The organism is Desulfopila inferna (assembly GCF_016919005.1).
In the GTDB taxonomy this organism is placed as follows: Bacteria; Desulfobacterota; Desulfobulbia; order Desulfobulbales; family Desulfocapsaceae; genus Desulfopila_A; species Desulfopila_A inferna.
The window spans coordinates 445,311-462,913 of sequence record NZ_JAFFQE010000003.1; the positions used below are offsets into that span (position 1 = coordinate 445,311).

Consider the following 17,603-nt stretch of genomic DNA (forward strand, 5'->3'; position numbering starts at 1 on the left):
CCTGGGATTAAATCTCATTTTTACCCGCACCTGATTACTGACTAAAGTACAAATTTTTGTACAATATTTTCCGGAATAATAATTACTGAAGTTATGTTATGAAGTTATATACATGCTGTTGTGAAATTTTTTTTACCGGGTGTACAAATTATACCGACTGCCACCCTGCTGAAATTATTTGAACAATATCAATCTGGTTCTGATGACATCCTGGTTTTTTTCTATTTCCTTGACCAGTTCGGCAGTCACCGGCGATTCAAGATCGATTATATTATAACCGATAGTACCGTTCGATTCATTTATATAACTGGCGATATTTATATTGAACCTACTGATAACATTTGACGCAAAGGCGATCATTCCCGGGACATCCCTGTTAATCATGATCAGCCGCGTGTGCACTTTAGCGGAAGGAGTTGATTCGAGATTAGGGAAATTAACACTGTAGCCGATATTGCCGTACTCCAGGAAATTTGAAAGTTCATTGACGGCCATGGTAGCACATTTTTCTTCGGATTCACTGGTGGAGGCTCCGAGATGAGGGGTCGTCAACACCTTAGGGTGACCAATTGATCCGGATGTGGGAAAATCGGTTATGTACCCCTGCAGACGTCCCGCATCAAGGGCATCAAGGACCGCCTTCTCGTTAACGATCGGACCTCTGGCGTAGTTAACCAGGATAGCGTCATTTTTCATCATAGCAAGGAATTCCTCGTCAACCATTCCTTCGGTGTTCGGCCCTAAAGGGAGGTGAAGGCTGACTACATCCGCATCAGCCAGCGTCTGCGCCAGCGTTCTGGTAATTTTCACCTCCGGCAGCAGAAGATGAATGTTCTCCAGCGTTGGTCTCGGATCAAATCCCTTGACGTTCATGTGTCTGTGAATGCCGCCGTTGGCAAGCCTCACTCCGATTTTTCCAAGACCCACTACTGCCAGATTCCTGCCGGCAATCTCCACCCCTTTAAACACCGCTTTCTTACTTTCAACCTGCCGGTTCACCCGGGATGGATCCCCTCCCGCCAGAGACTGACAGAAACTGATCCCTTCATAGATGTTCCTCATCCAGACTCCGATCATTGGAAATACAAGATCGACGACGGCGTTGGCATTTGCACCGGGTGTATTAAAGACACAGATCCCTTTCTCAGTCGCCTTCTCAACAGAGATATTATTTACCCCAGAACCAGCCCTGGCCACGGCCAGAAGTCCCGGATAGTCGTCGGTATCGACAGTGGAACTCCGCACCAGAATACCGTCCGGTGCTGTTTCATCAGCCGAAACCTCATATTCTTCGCCCAGGAGATCAAGCCCTTCCCGGGCAATCGCATTCATCACTTTTATCTTGTACTTTTTCACCTTTATCTCCTTTGCTGGAATGTTAGCGCCTGGGGTTGTTCATGGCTTAACCGGAAAGATGGTTAAACCTCCTGCGCAGCTTTACCACTGACAAAAGTCTACCTTGAGCAAGAAGACATGCTCAATCAGGCTTTTCGGGCAAATAAAACTGTTCTACACGGTGAAAGCGGCGCAGACCGGTCGTTCTTTCCGGAACGAAACAAAGAAAATGGCGTCCTTTGCCGGTCTCAAAGCCTTGTTCTTCAAAAAATTTTTCCGAACATTCGAGGAAGAAACCCTTTTTGAGAAGATACATCCTCTCGGCGCCGCTGCTGCCCGACAGAGAGTGATCATCAATAAAGCCAAACAGCATCTTTTTTATGGTTCTCGAGCTTTTCTGTTCAGCTACGCTAAGAGCTTCCGGCAGAAACCTGTGCCCGCAGCGTAACCAATCATAGCGTAATAATTCAAGGATATAGTCGAAGTCGTGCCGGTTTTTCAGGCAGTCAAGAAGAAGAGAGTTTAAAAATTCCTGAGTCGGGGCTCTTTGAAAAAAGCCCTGTTGCCGACACACCTCAAGCAGTCTCTGGAAAAAGGCCACGATATCGAGCTTACTGCTGCGGAAATACTCCCACAGGGAGACAAAATAGCGGTTATTGACAAATCTCTCAACGCATTCGCAAAACCAGTACAGTTTCTGCATATCCTGATGGTTGAGCCATGTGTTGGCAAACACCGAATACGGCGGCGTGGAGCTATATGTATACCCATATTCGGGTGCGGTATGACACATAGGTGTATCCGGCAGCACCTTGAGCAACCCCATCTGGATATAATGGGGTTTCATGGCAAAAACCTCTCGGAAGGAGGCTAGAAAACTTGATGGTGTATCATACGGCAGTCCCAGAATCAGATCAGCGTGCAGATGAATGGTATTCATCCGGCTTAATCGCAGAAGGTTTATGCGGGCGACTTCGATATTCATTGATCTTCGAATAGCCTTAAGTGTTGCTCCATTGGTCGACTGGATACCGATTTCGAACTGAAACTTACCGGCAGGAAGGTTCTCCAGAAAGACAAACATTTCTTCCGTGAAACGGTCCGGGCTCATTTCAAAATGAAAGACCGTATCACATTGCTGTCCAGCAAGAAATTTCCAGATGGCAAGTGTTCTGGCAGTATCATCGTTGAAGGTTCTGTCGACAAAGCGAACAACACGGGGGTTCCATCTCAGGATCTGATCCAATTCAGCCCGGACCCGCGTTAGTTCTTTATGATAAATACCTCTATGGGCGGCAGAGAGACAATACGTGCAGGAAAAGGGGCAGCCTCTGGAGGCTTCATAATAAATATGCCTGTTCTGCAGATGGTCGGTGAAATCCGAATCCACATACGGGGCGGAAAAATCCCTGCCGCGGCCTCCTGCGCCATACGACTGCTGTAATTTCCTTTCCTGCAGATCCTTATAGAAATCCGGACCGACTCTTTCGATTTCCCCGGTGACTACGAAGAGGCGCGGATGAACAATGGTCTTACCAATTACCTCCGCCTGTGGTCCGCCGACAACACAGAGATGTTGTGGATCTATCCGGAGCAGATCATCGATAAGCCGCACTACAAGATCACTGTTCCAGATTGAGGCGGAAAAAAAATAATAATCAAAGGAACCTGCACTGAGTTGCAGGAGCATCTCATAATAGGGATCATTAATGGTAAATTGCTGTATTTGTACCTCAAAATCATCACTATTGCGCAGCAGCTCGTTGCGAATATAGAAGAGTGCAAGGCACGAGTGAGTATATCGGGCGTTGAGGCCGACAAGGGAAATCCGCATAAGCGTAAGAAATGCCAATAATTGACGGCAGAAAGAACTGAATTAACCGCAACCATTTATGGACGACTGCTAATTCTCTGCTGTGCCGCTTTTTTTCAGTGCCCCTGCACAAGGGTACCAGTGGAGTTTGCTAATCAAGTTAGCAAGTTTAACACAAAGTATTATAATTATCTATCAGACAAGTAAGTCTCGTAAAAAGCCCCCATTCCCGTGATGCCTGCCCAGGAGGCCGACCGAGAATGCCCTTTTCGCCCATATCTTTATTAAACTCGAAAAAATTATCCTCAAAATATTAATTATATGTCTCCGGTAATTTTTTCGAATTCGCCTCGATCTGAATGAAAATGCCTATTCTCGGAAAACCTCTGGGGCGCTCCGAATTATCGGCTAAAAAATATCCAGCAGGATTTTTCTGATGAATTTTATACGAATAGTCGTACATGCGCTGCTCATCTTGTTGGTTTCCTTCCTTCATGGAGCTGTTATGGCCAACGAGACCTCACCCATACCGCGCTACGAGCTTGCCGTCTCCTTCAACATTGCCAGGAATCTGCTCTACGGAACAGCCCATATCACCATCCCTCCCGAGGAGGGACTAACCGTCTTTCTTGACGGGATCGACACAACGGCGATACAGGTAGAAATACAGGTTGAAAAACGTGCGGCAACACCCGGAAGCATTTCAGTAAAAGAGCTTTCTCAGATAACCATTCCACCGGACAAAGATCAACAGGAACTCTATATTTCCTATGAAAAGGAGGTCGTGCAGGAGGGCGAGAACAGTATAGTTGCCGAAGGCATATCACTGCTGCACGATTGGTATCCTTTTCCTTCCAGAGACGTTCTGTTCTCGCTGAGCGCTGAAGTTCCACAAGGATTTACCGCCTTCGCGGAAAGCGATCGTCTCCCGAATGCCGCAGATCAGACTGCCCGCTTCGCTTTTTCAAATCCTCTGCGCTCTCTGCATTTCATTGCCGCTCCCTTCATCATCGACAGCCTGGCGGTTCGTGAAGGACTACAGGTCTACACCTACTTCCTGCCGCAAGACCGGGAGCTTGCCCCGGAATATCTCGAGGCTGCACGGCAATATATCAACCGCTACGAAGAACTTGTCGGCCCCTACCCTTACAACCATTTCGCCATTGTCGAGAACATGCATCCGACAGGCTATGGAATGCCCACCTTCACCCTGCTCGGTAAAAGCGTGATTCGGCTGCCATTCATCAAATATACTTCACTGGGTCATGAAATTCTGCATTCCTGGTTTGGTAATTCCATTGAAATTGACACCGGGACTGGAAATTGGGGTGAGGGTTTGACAACTTACCTCGCCGATTGGCTCTACAGGGAAAAAAAAACTGAAGGAGCAATTAGCCGGAAAGAGAATTTTTTAAAATATAACAGCTATGTGAAAGAGGAATCAGCAATCCCCCTCAGGGCATTTACCTCGGCAAGCCATAACCAGCCGATGGCCGAATCCGTTCGCGCCTCTGGATACATTCGCGGTGCCATGGTATTCCATGAATTGCGAAAATATTTAGGCGATGAGGATTTTTTCCTGGGGATCAAACTGTTCTACTCCCGCTATAAAGGTAAACCTGCGGGCTGGTCGGATATACAAGCAGTTTTTGAGACCGTATCAGGCTTCACACTCGAGTCTTTTTTCGAGCAACGACTCAACCGCGCCTACATACCGGACCTGGAGGTTGAAAATATATCAGTGGATGCAACGGCCGAGGGAACAGCTCTCAGCTTCTCTCTCCTGCAGAAAACAGAAGCGCCCTTTGAATTCAGTATAGCCATCGATGTCATAACCTCAGCCGGCCGGCAAACCTTTACACGGCGAATCTCCCTGGCCACGGAAGAAATACGGCTCCGCCTTTCCTCTTCCCCATTTGAAGTCATTATCGACCCACGCTATGATCTGCTGCGCCGTCTCGATGAGAGCGAAAGGGTGGCAATTCTTTCCAATTTTCTTGGCCCGAGAAAAGCAATAGTTGTCGTTTCCGGGGATGAAAATATGCGATTCTCAGCGTTTATCGACTTTTTTGCAGAGCAAAACTGGGAAGTGCGACATGCGGATAAGCTCAGCAGTGCAGAACTCAGTGACAGCAACCTCATTCTTCCTGGCAAAGAGAACCCGATCGCTCTCTCGCTCTTCGGCCCCCTGAATCATGCACCAACGGGCCTGACCCTGGAGAACAGGATTCACCCGCTCAACAAGAGTAAATCCATTCTATTGCTCTCCTCGGGCAATGCGGAGCAACTGCAAAAAGCCCTGGCCAAGCTGCCCCATTACGGTAAATACTCCTATCTGCAGTTTCGTAATGGCCTTATCACCGACAAACGTTTTTCTCCTGGTACCATGGGCCTTCAAGTGCCCATTGCGGCTCAGCCTGTCGCGGTTCCTGCGGACAGGACACTGAGCCTGGAGGAAGTTATCAAGGCGATGCAGAACTCCCGGGTCATCTATATTGGTGAAACCCATACGGCAATGGCTGATCATCAGCTGCAACATCTCATTATCGAAGGCCTTTATCGCAACAATCCCGATATTGCCATTGGTCTGGAAATGTTCCCCCAAAGTAGCCAGAAGGCGCTTGATCAATATGTTTCCACCGACAGCACCATGAGCGAACAGGATTTTCTCAAACGCTCAGGGTACTTCAGGGTATGGAAATTCGACTATCGCTACTACAAGCCCATCATTGATTTTGCCAAAAAACAGGCGATACCGCTGCTTGGACTGAACATTGACACCAGTATTGTCAGCTCGATTTTCAAGGAGGGCTCGGTGCAATCTCTGAGTGAGGAAGAAAAGGCGCTCCTCCCTGAAGAACGCGACCTGAGCCTGCCGGGGTACTACCAGCGACTGCAGTCAATTCACGGTCTTCATATGACTGGAGGACACGGACAGGGCGGCCTGAGCGGTTTTATCCAGGCTCAGGCCGTTTGGGACGAAGGGATGGCCGAAAACATTGCAGTATATCTTAGGAACAATCCTGAAAAACAGCTGATTGTCCTGGCAGGAACACAGCATGCCAGAAAGGACAACGGCATACCTCCAAGAGTGAAGAGGCGGCTCGATTCTATCGAACAAAGTGTTCTGGTGACGGAGAGCAGCGCTTCTATTGATACCCCCCTAGTTGCCGATTTCTATTTTTTCATGCCGGAAATATCTTTGCCGCCAGCCGGGAAAATAGGTATTTCACTTGAAGAAAAGGAGCAAAACGGCGATACTTTCCTGGAAATAACAGCACTGGATTCCAAGAGCAAGGCCCAGGATTCAGGACTACTGAAAGGTGACAGACTGATAGCCGTCAACAGCTACCCGGTAGAAACCATGGAGGATGTCCGGATTGCCATGTTGGGATTGAAGCCTGGTGATTCCACTGCCATTTCCATCAGAAGGGTGGAGCAATCAGAGCAGGATATCCATGAATTCGAGGTTGAACTCTATCGTCCTGACATGAAATAAGGTCAGCCTTAACACAGGATCAGTTGCATAGTTCAACTATTCAGCAAGAAGCCTAAAACCGGCAGTTTGCCCTGAACTGTAACTGTTCAGCAGCGCTCCAGATGTGCATAAGCAGCCCGGAAGACTATAGTTTGCCTATGTTTTTCGGGCTGATCGTGTGCAGATGGGGTGCTGCTGAATAGTTACCATAATTTTATATCTGGAGAAAGTCAGTCATGGAATCATTGGCACGAATAGCTGAACAGAGAATTCTTGAAGCAATGAAGACACGAAAGCTGACTTCTGAAAAGTGGAAAAACAAGCCATTGCCGCTGGATGATGACCGCCACGTTCCCGATGATCTCAAGATGGCTTACAAGATATTGAAAAACAGCGGATACCTGCCGCCGGAGATCGAGGAAAAGAAGGAAGTACAGCGCCTTGAAGAACTTATAGCCGCGACGGAAGATGAACATGAGAGGCTGCGGCAGATGAAAAAACTCAATGTTCTTCTTATGAAAATAGATGCGAAAAGATCAAAACCTTCCAATATTGCCCAGCAGGATGATTATTACCGCAGGGTTGTCGAGCGGGTCACCATTAATACCAAACCTCGGAAGGAATAGCAAAAGACACATCAATTTTCGCTCACCTGCACTTTGGGCCGGTGACAAAAATTGTCAAGCAACGACAGAAGGATAAAGCTAATAATGCTGGTGTTTTTTCTCAGCTTTTCCGGCAAGAAGAAAATGCACCTGCCGCCGTGCACTTCCCTGCTGAGCTCGGGCAATTCTGCCTGCCTGCAGACAGGCGGTTTGATAGTCCTCAAGATGATTGCGGTAATACCGGATCCTGCTGTTGAGTTCGGCTATGGTAGGCACCATAAAGCCACACGAGCCGGCATCCAGTAAGTCAGCGGCATCATGAAAATCATCAATATGCGGTCCATAAAAAACCGCCTTGTTCCATACCGCCGCTTCCATGAGGTTATGCCCTCCTTTCTTGACCAGGCTGCCGCCGCAAAACACAAAATGGGCCACGCTGTAGATCGATGCCAGTTCACCAAGGGTATCGACAAGCAGTATGTGCTCCCCGCGTAGCTCTCCGCGGCTTTTTATGCTGCTGAAAAGCTGATATTTGATATTTCTTGAGTGCAGCTCTTTTTCAATCTCGGGAATACGCTCCACATGTCTGGGTGCAATGATAAAAAGGGTGGAGCGTTCTTTTGCAAATTCGCTGTACAGATCGAGCAGCAATCTCTCTTCACCGGTATGGGTAGAGCCTGCCACCAGCACCTCTTCATCCGTTATTTTAAGTAGTTCGCTGTACTTTTTTTCCACCTCGTTGAAATCAGGCGGAAGGAAAAAATCATATTTAACATTCCCCTCTACCGAGATGGATCGAGGATCTGCACCAAGAGAGATGTATCTCGATCTATCCCTTGCTGAGATAACCGCCATCCTGTCAAAACGCTGTAAAACCCGGCCGACCAGCCACCTCATTCTCTGATACTTTCTGTGTGATTTCTCAGATATCCTCCCATTAACCATGTATAATTTCACCTTGCGGCGCGCAAGAGAGTCAAGAAGCACAGGCCACAACTCGGTTTCAATGCAGATATAGATATCCGGCTGTATTCTTCGGATCGCTCTTGCGGTTATAAAAGGAACATCAAGAGGAGCCAGATAGCAGGGAATTGATGCATCGAGTTGACTTAGAGCTATTCTCCTGCCATGAACCGTCATTGTCGTCAGAATGATTCTGATATCCGGCAACTGCTTTTCCAACTCCGCTATGATCGGTTTGGCTGCCCTGACTTCTCCCACCGATGCGGCATGCATCCAGACTGTGGTGCCCGGAGAACTCTTTTCAACGGGAACAGGGTAATATCCGAAGCGCTGAGGCAATCCCCGGCGATGCTTACCAGTGATCATAACCAGCAGCAGCAGAAAGGGTAAGCTGAGGTAAAAGAGCAGAGCTACAATAAAACGATATAGAGTGAACACACTTAATCTCACGAACAATTTTAGTAACTATTCAGGATAATCTACTGGTTTTTTAGGCTTTTTGCTGAATAGTTACCAATTTCAAAACCCAGCCTGACTGGATGGTCTTGTCTAAAAGAGGCCGATTCACGCATTAAAATATCCGTTTTCTTATGCCTTGGATCCCGCTATCACTTAATTTCTTTTAACGAGAGCACCTCTGGTAATCTCCAGCCAAATGGTTACAATACCAGGGAACTATTTACCAGCTAAACCTTTGCAAAGGAAGGAATCATGTATAAAGTACATGCTTTATTGACTCTCAGCCTATCATTGCTAATTCTACTTGGAGATCCACAAATGGCAGATGCACAACTAAAAGATGGAATGTACGCTAAATTTGACACCTCAAAAGGTGAGATTATAACGATGCTCGAGTTTGAAAAAACCCCCCTTACCGTGGCAAATTTTGTCGGTCTTGCAGAAGGCACCAAGGAACTCGGAGCAGGCCCGGGCACCAGCGGGCATAAATTTTATGACGGCCTTACCTTTCATCGGGTCATTCCTGACTTTATGGTCCAGGCAGGCTGTCCTCTGGGGACGGGAACAGGCGGACCGGGCTATACATTCCCCGATGAAATCGATCCCAGCCTGAAGCATACCGGACCGGGGATCCTGTCCATGGCTAATGCCGGCCCCGGCACCAACGGCAGCCAGTTTTTCATCACCCACGTCGCTACCCCATGGCTTGATGGCAAGCATACCGTTTTTGGTCACGTGGTTGCGGGCCAGGATGTCGTCAACGCCATTGAAGGCGGCGATATAATCAACAGCATCAGCATAATCCGCAAGGGAGACAAGGCCGAACAATTTCAAAGCGACCAGGCTGCATTCGACTTCCTGCTCGATTCCATGGATAAACGTGCCAGGGACAAGGAGCTTGAAGCTCAGGAAGAGGCCCGCAATCAGATCAGCAAACGTTGGCCCGATGCCGTAGCCACACCTTCCGGGTTGCAATATGTCGTGGTTGAGCCTGGTTCAGGTGACGCAACTCCTAAAAAAGGAGATTCGATAAAAGCTCATTATACCGGTAAATTACTGGATGGCACAAAGTTCGATTCGTCTTACGACCGCGGCCAGCCCATAGAGTTTCCAGTAGGTGCCGGCAGAGTTATCAAAGGATGGGACGAGGCTTTCCTGACCATGCAGAAGGGAGAAAAACGAACCCTGATAATTCCTTCGCACCTGGGCTACGGGCCCTCCGGTCGGGGACCTATTCCACCGAATGCCACCATGGTATTTGATGTAGAGTTAGTGGATTTCTAACCTGGGAGGCCGTCCGAGAAAGGCATTCTCGGACAACTACCCAGGAGTGTGTCGGAGAATTGCAATTTTTCTCAGATCAGGTAAGTGAAGACTCCGAGAAAGTGCCTTCTCCGACAGGCTCCAAGCTGATGTTTTTGGGGGAAAGAACAGAGGGGGAGGCTTTATGGCTTCCTCCTTTTTTACAACCCAAGTTCCCCTGCGATTCCCTGCATCGCCGTAAGGCTTAATGCACAAAAATCGGCGAGAGGAATTCCCGCCTTTTCACATTCTCTGATAATATCCCGGTCGGCACCGCGGGCAAAGGCCTTTTCCTTGATTCGCTTTCTCACCGATTTCGCTTTAACCGAAGAGAGTTTTTTGTCGGGATAAACCAGAGCCGTGGCAATAATCAGACCGGTGATGGTTTCGCCTGCAGCCAGGGCGTGATGAAAGCGGCTGGTCCGCTGTTCTCCCGGATGGGCCTGAGGATTGTGCAGGCGTATTGCCTCGATAATCTCCCCATCGACACCTTTTCCCCGTAAAATTTCCGCCGTCTCCCTGGTATGAACCGCAAGATCGGGCTGGGTCTCCGCATCGAGATCATGGAGCAGCCCGGCGAGCCCCCATTTGTCCGGATCCTCACCCAATTCTGCAGCCATAGCCTGTAGAACAGCCTCGGCGGCAAGGCAATGCTTGACCAGATTTTCATTGCCGATCCGGCTTTTGACCAAGGCCAGCGCCTCTTCTCTGGACATACCAAATTGCTCATACGACATACTTTTCTTCCTCCAGAACACTTTTCGATTCACAAATCTTCCAGTGGGTTAAACGTCATCAATACTTCAGCCCGACTCTGTCCCGGACAAGATCAAGCGTGGGGGCTGCTTTTTCCCGGGCTTTGACACCGCCTCTGGCGAGAATTTCCCGCAGCATTTGCGGATCGGTCATATATTCCTTTTTCTTCTGTCTGGCTTGACCAAAAAAGTCATTCAGCAGATCAAGCAGTTCAAGCTTAATATAGCCATAAGCCGCACCGCCGTTCACGTAGAGACTATGCACTTCCCGCACTCTCTCAGGAGTGGCAAAAAGTTTGAAAATATTAAAGAGATTGCACTTCTCGGGATCCTTGGGCTCTTCCACGGGCGTTGCATCGGTTTCGATAGCCATCACCCGTTTTTTCAGAGGCTTGCCTTCCAGGAAGATGGGGATGGTATTGCCGTAGGATTTTGACATCTTCTGGCCGTCCAGACCGGGAACCACCGCGGTTTCCTGGGATATTGCCGGTTCAGGTATGACGAAGGTCTCACCGTATTCATTATTGAATTTCTGAGCCAGATCGCGCGCCACTTCGAGATGCTGTTTCTGGTCCCGGCCTACTGGAACCTGCTCCGCCTGATAGAGGAGAATATCTGCAGCCATAAGGACAGGATAAGCAAACAGGGCGTGGTTGGAAGCTATTCCTTTGGCTACCTTGTCCTTATAGGAATGACAGCGCTCCAGCAATCCCATGGGCGTCAAAGTTGACAGAACCCAGCTCAACTCACAGACCTCCGGCACATCGGATTGCACCCAGAAGGTACATTTTTCGGGATCAAGTCCCAAGGCCAGGAAATCAGCAGCAGCCTCAAGTGTACCCTTAGAGAGTCTCTCCCTGTCGTGCACGGATGTCATTGCATGGAGATCGACAATAAACACATAGAGTTCGGAGTTTTCCATATGGGAAATCATCGACTTCATCATACCGAAATAGTTGCCGATGTGGAGTTGACCGGATGGTTGAATTCCAGATAAAATTTTCATAAGCCTGACATTGGTTAAATGGATAACCTGATTACCCCTAATCCTCTGCTCCGGCCTGGACCAGAAAATGAGTTACAGGTAAGTTACAGGTAATCAGAATAGATTAATATAATATGTAATTTTTTCCAGGGGGCTACCATACCGCATAAACACAAAAAAAGGGAGTGTGAAAATTCATTTTCACACTCCCTTGGGTAACGCGGTTAAGAAAGACTTACATCTATTTCACTTCTTCAAAGTCGGCATCGACGACATCGTCATCATCCTTCTTGCCTTTTCCACCGGCTCCACCTGCAGCTCCACCTCCTGAAGGACCTTGATCCTCGGGGCTCTCTTTTGAAGCCTTGGCATACATGAGCTCGGCCAGTTTATGAGAAGCTGTGCTCAATGATTCCATTGCCGCCTTGATTTTATCAGTGTCACCGGATTCCAGAACACTTTTAACATTTTCAATCTCTTTCTCAACATTTGAACGGGTCTCATCATCCACTTTATCGCCCAGATCCTTCAAACTCTTCTGGGTGGCATGCACAAGAGCATCCGCCTGATTGCGCGTCTCGACAAGCTCTTTACGCTTCTTGTCTTCATCGGCATGCAACTCGGCATCCCTGGTCATCTTCTCGATCTCTTCCTCCGTCAGTCCTGAAGATGCTGTAATCTTGATGGATTGTTCCTTGTTGGTGCCAAGATCCTTGGCGGATACATTCAAGATGCCGTTGGCATCGAGATCAAAAGTCACCTCAATCTGTGGAACTCCACGCGGGGCAGGAGGAATGTCGGCCAGTTCAAATCGACCGATGGTCTTGTTGTTTTCGGCCATCTCCCTCTCACCCTGGAGGACATGGATGGAAACCGCCGGCTGATTATCTGCGGCAGTAGAGAACACCTGGCTCTTTTTGGTTGGTACAGTGGTATTCTTCTCAATCAGTTTAGTGGTGACGCCGCCCAAGGTCTCGATCCCCAGAGAGAGAGGAGTTACATCAAGAAGAAGCACATCCTTTACATCACCCTGGAGAACGCCGCCCTGGATAGCCGCACCGATGGCAACCACCTCATCCGGATTAACTCCACGATTGGGCTCCTTGCCAAAAATCTCAGCGACCTTTGCCTGTACCATCGGCATCCTGGTCATACCACCAACCAGAATTACCTCGTCCACCTCGGAGGCAGAAAGTCCTGCATCCTTTAAAGCGGTGCGGCAGGGCTGAACGGTACGCTCGACCAGATCCTCTACCAGGCTTTCAAGCTTGGCACGGCTCAATTTTATATTGAGGTGTTTAGGTCCGGTGGCATCGGCAGTAATAAACGGCAGATTGATATCGGTTTCCTTGGTGGTGGAGAGTTCCATCTTGGCCTTCTCTGCCTCTTCCTTCAAGCGCTGCAGTGCCATTTTGTCGGTGCGCAGATCAATACCCTGCTGGCGTTTGAATTCGTCGGCCAGCCAGTTCACGATACGCATATCGAAGTCTTCACCGCCGAGGAAGGTATCACCATGAGTTGATTTCACCTCGAACACACCATCACCGATTTCCAGGATGGATACATCGAAGGTACCACCGCCGAGATCGAAGACTGCTATCTTTTCCTCACCCTTCTTGTCCAGGCCGTAAGCCAGCGAGGCAGCTGTCGGCTCGTTGATGATTCGCTGAACATTCAGTCCGGCGATTTTTCCGGCATCTTTGGTAGCCTGACGCTGTGAATCATTAAAATAGGCAGGTACGGTCACTACCGCATCGGTTACCTCTTCGCCAAGGTATTCCTCGGCTGTCTGCTTCATCTTTCCCAGAACCATCGCGGAAATCTCAGCAGGCCGGTAAACTTTTTTATCCACCTCGACTGAAACACTTCCATTTGTCCCTTCAACAATTTTGAAAGGGCTTACCTCAATGGATTTTTTTACTTCGGCATCGACAAATTTTCGACCAATAAGGCGTTTGATAGCATACAGTGTACGCTCAGGGTTAGTTACCGCCTGCCGTTTGGCGACCTGCCCAACCATTCGCTCTCCCTTATCCGAGAAAGCTACAATAGATGGAGTTGTTCTATTGCCTTCAGTGTTGGCGATCACCTTAGGGTCGCCACCTTCCATGATAGCCACGCATGAATTTGTGGTCCCAAGATCAATTCCTATAATTTTGCCCATGTCATTCCTCTCCTTATATCTTATAATCGGATTTTCCGAACTCCATCCAACTCAGTAGCGTTTCAATTGTGCGGCAATGTGTTAAAAGTTGTCATCTTCATGAATTTGTCAAGCCCCCGCATTTCCTTACCGGGGAGCGACAAGCAATCTCAACTCTCTGCTTTCCCGGAGGAAACGGTCACCTTTGCCGCACGCAACAGACGATCCTTGTAGAAATATCCCTTTTCAAACTCAGTGACCACGTGATTGGCAGGAATAGTATCGCTCGGCTCCATGGTCAACGCTTCTTCTTTGTTGGGATCAAAGGGTTCACCGACGCTTTTGATTGGCTCTACTTCAAATTTCCTCAAGGTTGCATGAACGCTTTTTAAAGTCAGCTCGACGCCTTCCAGTAATCCGGCAAGTTTTGTTTCAGCGTCGGCATCTTCAGCAACACCCTGACTGACAGCTCGCTCGAGGTTGTCTACAACGGGAAGAAACTCACGAAAAATATGCTCTCCGGCATACTTCATCGTTGTGGCGCGCTCTCTCTCACTGCGTTTTTTGTAATTTTCAAAGTCGGCGGCCAGCCGCAGAAGTTTATCGGTAAGGTCTGCAACCTCTTCCTGGGCCGCGGCAAACTGTTCTTCAAGACGCTTCTCTGCATCCCCGGAGGCTTCAGCGCCTCCATTTGTGACCGTTTCTTCACCCTCTGCAGGAGTTTTTGGCGAATTTTCCGCTCCCATCTCCTCTTCGGGAATATTCTCATTTTGCTCTTTTTTGCTCACTTACTCCTCCCAGACACAACTCAACTTGTTGATTAAATCGTAAAAGTCCACCAGATTTATCGATTAAACGTTCCCAGGCCCTGATATGTGCTGCAGAACGGCGGACAGGCCCTTTTACGACGCCATCAATCTTGATAACCTGAAAAAACCACAAAGTCTCAACATCCTATGAATACTTCTCTTTTGCTTTTTTAAACTTGTGCGAACAATAAGTAGCCCAATTTTCATTGTCAAGAAAAGCACCCATAAAAAACCTGCCTCTTCTTCGTCGGCCGCCGCTGCTTTCGCCCCGGTCTTGGTGTGCCCAATGGCTCTGTACCCGAAATGCTTTTCCTTGTACTCACTCAATGAGGTATCCATGATGATTTTGCAAAATTACGAGAGTATCATTTTTTTCAATATTGCAAAATTTTCAGTTTGCTATAAAAACATGGGGAGCATAAATGCTTGCTACACTCCGAGTGCGAGCATTCTATACCAACTCTCTATATGGAACTGCAATGAAAACACTGGATATGAGAAGCGACACGGTAACACGCCCTACTCCCGAAATGTCTGCGGCCATGTACGATGCCGCGGTGGGTGATGATGTTTACGGTGAAGATCCCACTACCAACAGACTGGAGAAGCTTGCTGCTGAAATAGTTGGAAAAGAAGCTGCGCTTTTCTGTCCATCGGGGACCCAATCAAATCTCACAGCTCTGCTGACACACTGCCGCAGAGGAGATGAATATATCGTCGGCCAGCAGGCCCACACCTATAAGTATGAAGGTGGAGGAGCAGCGGTTCTCGGGAGCATTCAACCACAGCCTTTGCCATTTCTTGAAAACGGCTGTCTCGATCTCGAAGAGGTGGAGAAGAATATCAAGGATGATGATTTCCATTTTGCCCGCACCCGCCTCCTCTGTCTGGAAAACACCCAGGGAGGACTGGCGCTGCCGCTTGATTACCTGGATGACTGCAATGCTTTTGCGGCACAACACGGGCTCCGTCTTCATCTTGACGGAGCACGTCTTTTCAATGCCGCCCGGAAATGGGATGTTCCCGCCGAACGGATTGCTCAATGCTTTGATTCCGTCTCCATATGTCTCTCCAAGGGGCTTGGAGCTCCCGTGGGCTCGCTGCTCTGCGGCGACCGAAGTTTTATCGACGAAGCCAGGAGGTGGCGTAAGGTTTTAGGCGGCGGGATGCGGCAATCGGGCTACATGGCCGCCGCAGGTATTTATGCTCTTGAAAATAATATTTTCCGACTCAGTGAAGATCAGCACAATGCCGAAGCACTGGCAAGGGGTTTGAGCGGTATTGACGAGCTTGATGTTCGATATCATGATACCCAGACCAATATGGTTTTTATTACCCTGCCGGAGAATTCTCTTGCCGGACTCCATGTATACCTCAGGCAGCGGGGAATCATCATTGCCCGGGGCACACAGGTCAGGCTGGTCACTCATCTGGAAATCGACAGAAAGGATATCGACTTCATAGTCTCGACCTTCAGCGAATATTACTCCAAAGCGCATTGAGAAGTGACCTGTTAACCTTAAGGAATTTCAGTCTCAGGACTCATCATATTTCTGCAGTTTATTCTGCAGGGTTTTACGGCTGATACCAAGCCGCCGGGCAGCTTCGCTTTTATTCCCCTCAGTCTCCTCCAGGGTCTGCAGGATGATCATTTTTTCCGCTTCATAAAGGGAGGTGGGCAGTTCGCTCTCCAGGGGAGGCCCGTTGCCGTTGTCCCTATATTTCTGAATAGAGAGCGGCAGGCTTTTCTCGGTGAGTTGATCACCGCGCATGAGGATCACTCCGCGTTCGATGGCGTTTTCCAGCTCCCGGACATTGCCGGGCCAGGGATACTTGCGGAGAAGCTTCAGACACTCCGGGGTTATCATGTCGACAGTGCGTCTGTTTTTCTGGGCAAATTTCTCAACGAAATGTTCAACCAGAGCAGGAATATCCTCTTCTCTCTCCCGCAGAGGCGGAACAGTGAGCATTACCACATTGAGCCGGTAATACAGATCTTCACGAAAAGCGCCGGCAGCAACCTCTTCTTCAAGATTGCGGTTGGTGGCGGCGATTACCCGCACATCAACGGTAATTGTTTCTTCACCGCCAATCCGCTGCAGTTCCTGTTCCTGAAGAACTCGGAGGAGCTTCACCTGCATCGCCTGGCTGGTCTCTCCGATTTCATCGAGGAAGAGAGTGCCGCCGTCGGCCTGCACGAATTTGCCTTCCCTGCGCCTGTCCGCCCCGGAAAATGCCCCCTTCTCGTGGCCGAAGAGCTCTGATTCCAACAGGGTTTCCACCAGAGCGGCGCAATTTACTTTGACAAAAGGACCGCTGCTGCGGGTGCTGTTGACATGAAGCGACTCCGCCACCAGCTCCTTGCCTGTTCCAGACTCGCCCGCAATGAGGACGGTTGCTTCGGTAGGGGCAACATAGCCTATCATTTCGAGAAGTTCCTTCATCGGAGCGGAGGAGCCGATAATATCGGTCTCCAGCTGCTTTTCATTCGTGGTGTTTCCCTGTTTCCTGCTCTCCACCTGCTGGTGGTCCAGGGCTCGCTCCAGGGCCAGCCGCAGTCTGTCAAAATCAAGTGGTTTAGTCAGGTAGTCATGAGCACCGTGCTGAATCGCTTCAACCGCATCATTTACCGAGGAGTAGGCTGTCATGATGATCACCGGCAGTTCCGGTCGCAGCTCCTGGATTCGCGAAAAGGCCTCCCTGCCGTCCATCTTTGCCATACGTACATCCATGAGCACGGCATCATATATATTATGGCGGACAGCTTCCACGGCTGTGCTGCCGTCATCGGCTTCGACACACTTCCAGCCCCACTCCTTGAACATAGAGCAGAGCATGAAGCGATGGACCTGCTCATCATCAACAACGAGTATCGTTACCTGACTTCTCTTTTTGACCACTGCCAACACCTCAACAATCACTTAAAAGGTGGCCTCGCCACTATGATTTCTTCTCA

At 49.0% G+C, this 17,603-nt stretch carries 12 protein-coding genes; 4 read left to right on the top strand and 8 right to left on the bottom strand.

From position 1 onward, the window contains the following. Nucleotides 1-174: 174 nt before the first annotated feature. Both JWG88_RS10205 and JWG88_RS10210 read right to left on the bottom strand, forming a co-directional pair. Entirely contained in the window at nucleotides 175-1,356 is a 1,182-nt protein-coding gene (locus JWG88_RS10205; RefSeq protein WP_205233623.1) for a phosphoglycerate dehydrogenase, read from the bottom strand. Nucleotides 1,357-1,477: 121 nt separating this feature from the next. After that, entirely contained in the window at nucleotides 1,478-3,187 is a 1,710-nt protein-coding gene (locus JWG88_RS10210; RefSeq protein WP_205233624.1) for a B12-binding domain-containing radical SAM protein, read from the bottom strand. Nucleotides 3,188-3,584: 397 nt separating this feature from the next. On the opposite strand from JWG88_RS10210, the gene JWG88_RS10215 reads away from it, so the two are divergent. Further along, entirely contained in the window at nucleotides 3,585-6,647 is a 3,063-nt protein-coding gene (locus JWG88_RS10215; protein ID WP_205233625.1) for a ChaN family lipoprotein, read from the top strand. Nucleotides 6,648-6,862: 215 nt separating this feature from the next. Continuing rightward, nucleotides 6,863-7,252, top strand: a complete 390-nt coding sequence (locus tag JWG88_RS10220) for a DnaJ family domain-containing protein (protein WP_205233626.1) — start codon at nucleotides 6,863-6,865, stop codon at nucleotides 7,250-7,252. 78 nt (nucleotides 7,253-7,330) lie between these two features. On the opposite strand, the gene JWG88_RS10225 is transcribed toward JWG88_RS10220, so the two are convergent. Then, on the bottom strand, nucleotides 7,331-8,632 hold the full coding sequence (locus JWG88_RS10225) for a glycosyltransferase N-terminal domain-containing protein (RefSeq protein ID WP_205233627.1): 1,302 nt from the start codon (nucleotides 8,630-8,632) through the stop codon (nucleotides 7,331-7,333). A 339-nt stretch (nucleotides 8,633-8,971) separates the two neighbouring features. Here JWG88_RS10225 and JWG88_RS21925 point away from each other — a divergent pair, with 339 nt between their 5' ends. After that, nucleotides 8,972-9,937 carry a peptidylprolyl isomerase gene (locus tag JWG88_RS21925; protein ID WP_306793087.1) on the top strand — a complete coding sequence of 322 codons (966 nt, stop codon included), beginning with the start codon at nucleotides 8,972-8,974 and terminating at the stop codon, nucleotides 9,935-9,937. A gap of 179 nt (nucleotides 9,938-10,116) precedes the next feature. On the opposite strand, the gene JWG88_RS10235 is transcribed toward JWG88_RS21925, so the two are convergent. The 4 genes from JWG88_RS10235 to JWG88_RS10250 all read right to left on the bottom strand — a co-directional run bounded on the left by JWG88_RS10235 (nucleotide 10,117) and on the right by JWG88_RS10250 (nucleotide 14,626). Next, the gene (locus JWG88_RS10235) at nucleotides 10,117-10,692 is read right to left on the bottom strand and encodes an HDIG domain-containing metalloprotein (RefSeq protein WP_205233629.1); all 576 of its coding nucleotides are present in this window, start codon (nucleotides 10,690-10,692) and stop codon (nucleotides 10,117-10,119) included. Nucleotides 10,693-10,750: 58 nt separating this feature from the next. Then, nucleotides 10,751-11,716, bottom strand: coding sequence for a tryptophan--tRNA ligase (gene trpS, locus JWG88_RS10240; protein ID WP_205233630.1), 966 nt, complete (start codon nucleotides 11,714-11,716; stop codon nucleotides 10,751-10,753). Between the two features lie 220 nt (nucleotides 11,717-11,936). Next, on the bottom strand, nucleotides 11,937-13,859 hold the full coding sequence (gene dnaK / locus JWG88_RS10245; protein ID WP_205233631.1) for a molecular chaperone DnaK: 1,923 nt from the start codon (nucleotides 13,857-13,859) through the stop codon (nucleotides 11,937-11,939). Between the two features lie 149 nt (nucleotides 13,860-14,008). Next, nucleotides 14,009-14,626 carry a nucleotide exchange factor GrpE gene (locus JWG88_RS10250; protein WP_337833117.1) on the bottom strand — a complete coding sequence of 206 codons (618 nt, stop codon included), beginning with the start codon at nucleotides 14,624-14,626 and terminating at the stop codon, nucleotides 14,009-14,011. A gap of 500 nt (nucleotides 14,627-15,126) precedes the next feature. Here JWG88_RS10250 and ltaE point away from each other — a divergent pair, with 500 nt between their 5' ends. Continuing rightward, nucleotides 15,127-16,149, top strand: a complete 1,023-nt coding sequence (gene ltaE / locus JWG88_RS10255) for a low-specificity L-threonine aldolase (protein ID WP_205233632.1) — start codon at nucleotides 15,127-15,129, stop codon at nucleotides 16,147-16,149. 33 nt (nucleotides 16,150-16,182) lie between these two features. On the opposite strand, the gene JWG88_RS10260 is transcribed toward ltaE, so the two are convergent. Further along, nucleotides 16,183-17,547, bottom strand: coding sequence for a sigma 54-interacting transcriptional regulator (locus JWG88_RS10260; protein ID WP_205233633.1), 1,365 nt, complete (start codon nucleotides 17,545-17,547; stop codon nucleotides 16,183-16,185). Nucleotides 17,548-17,603 lie beyond the last annotated feature (56 nt).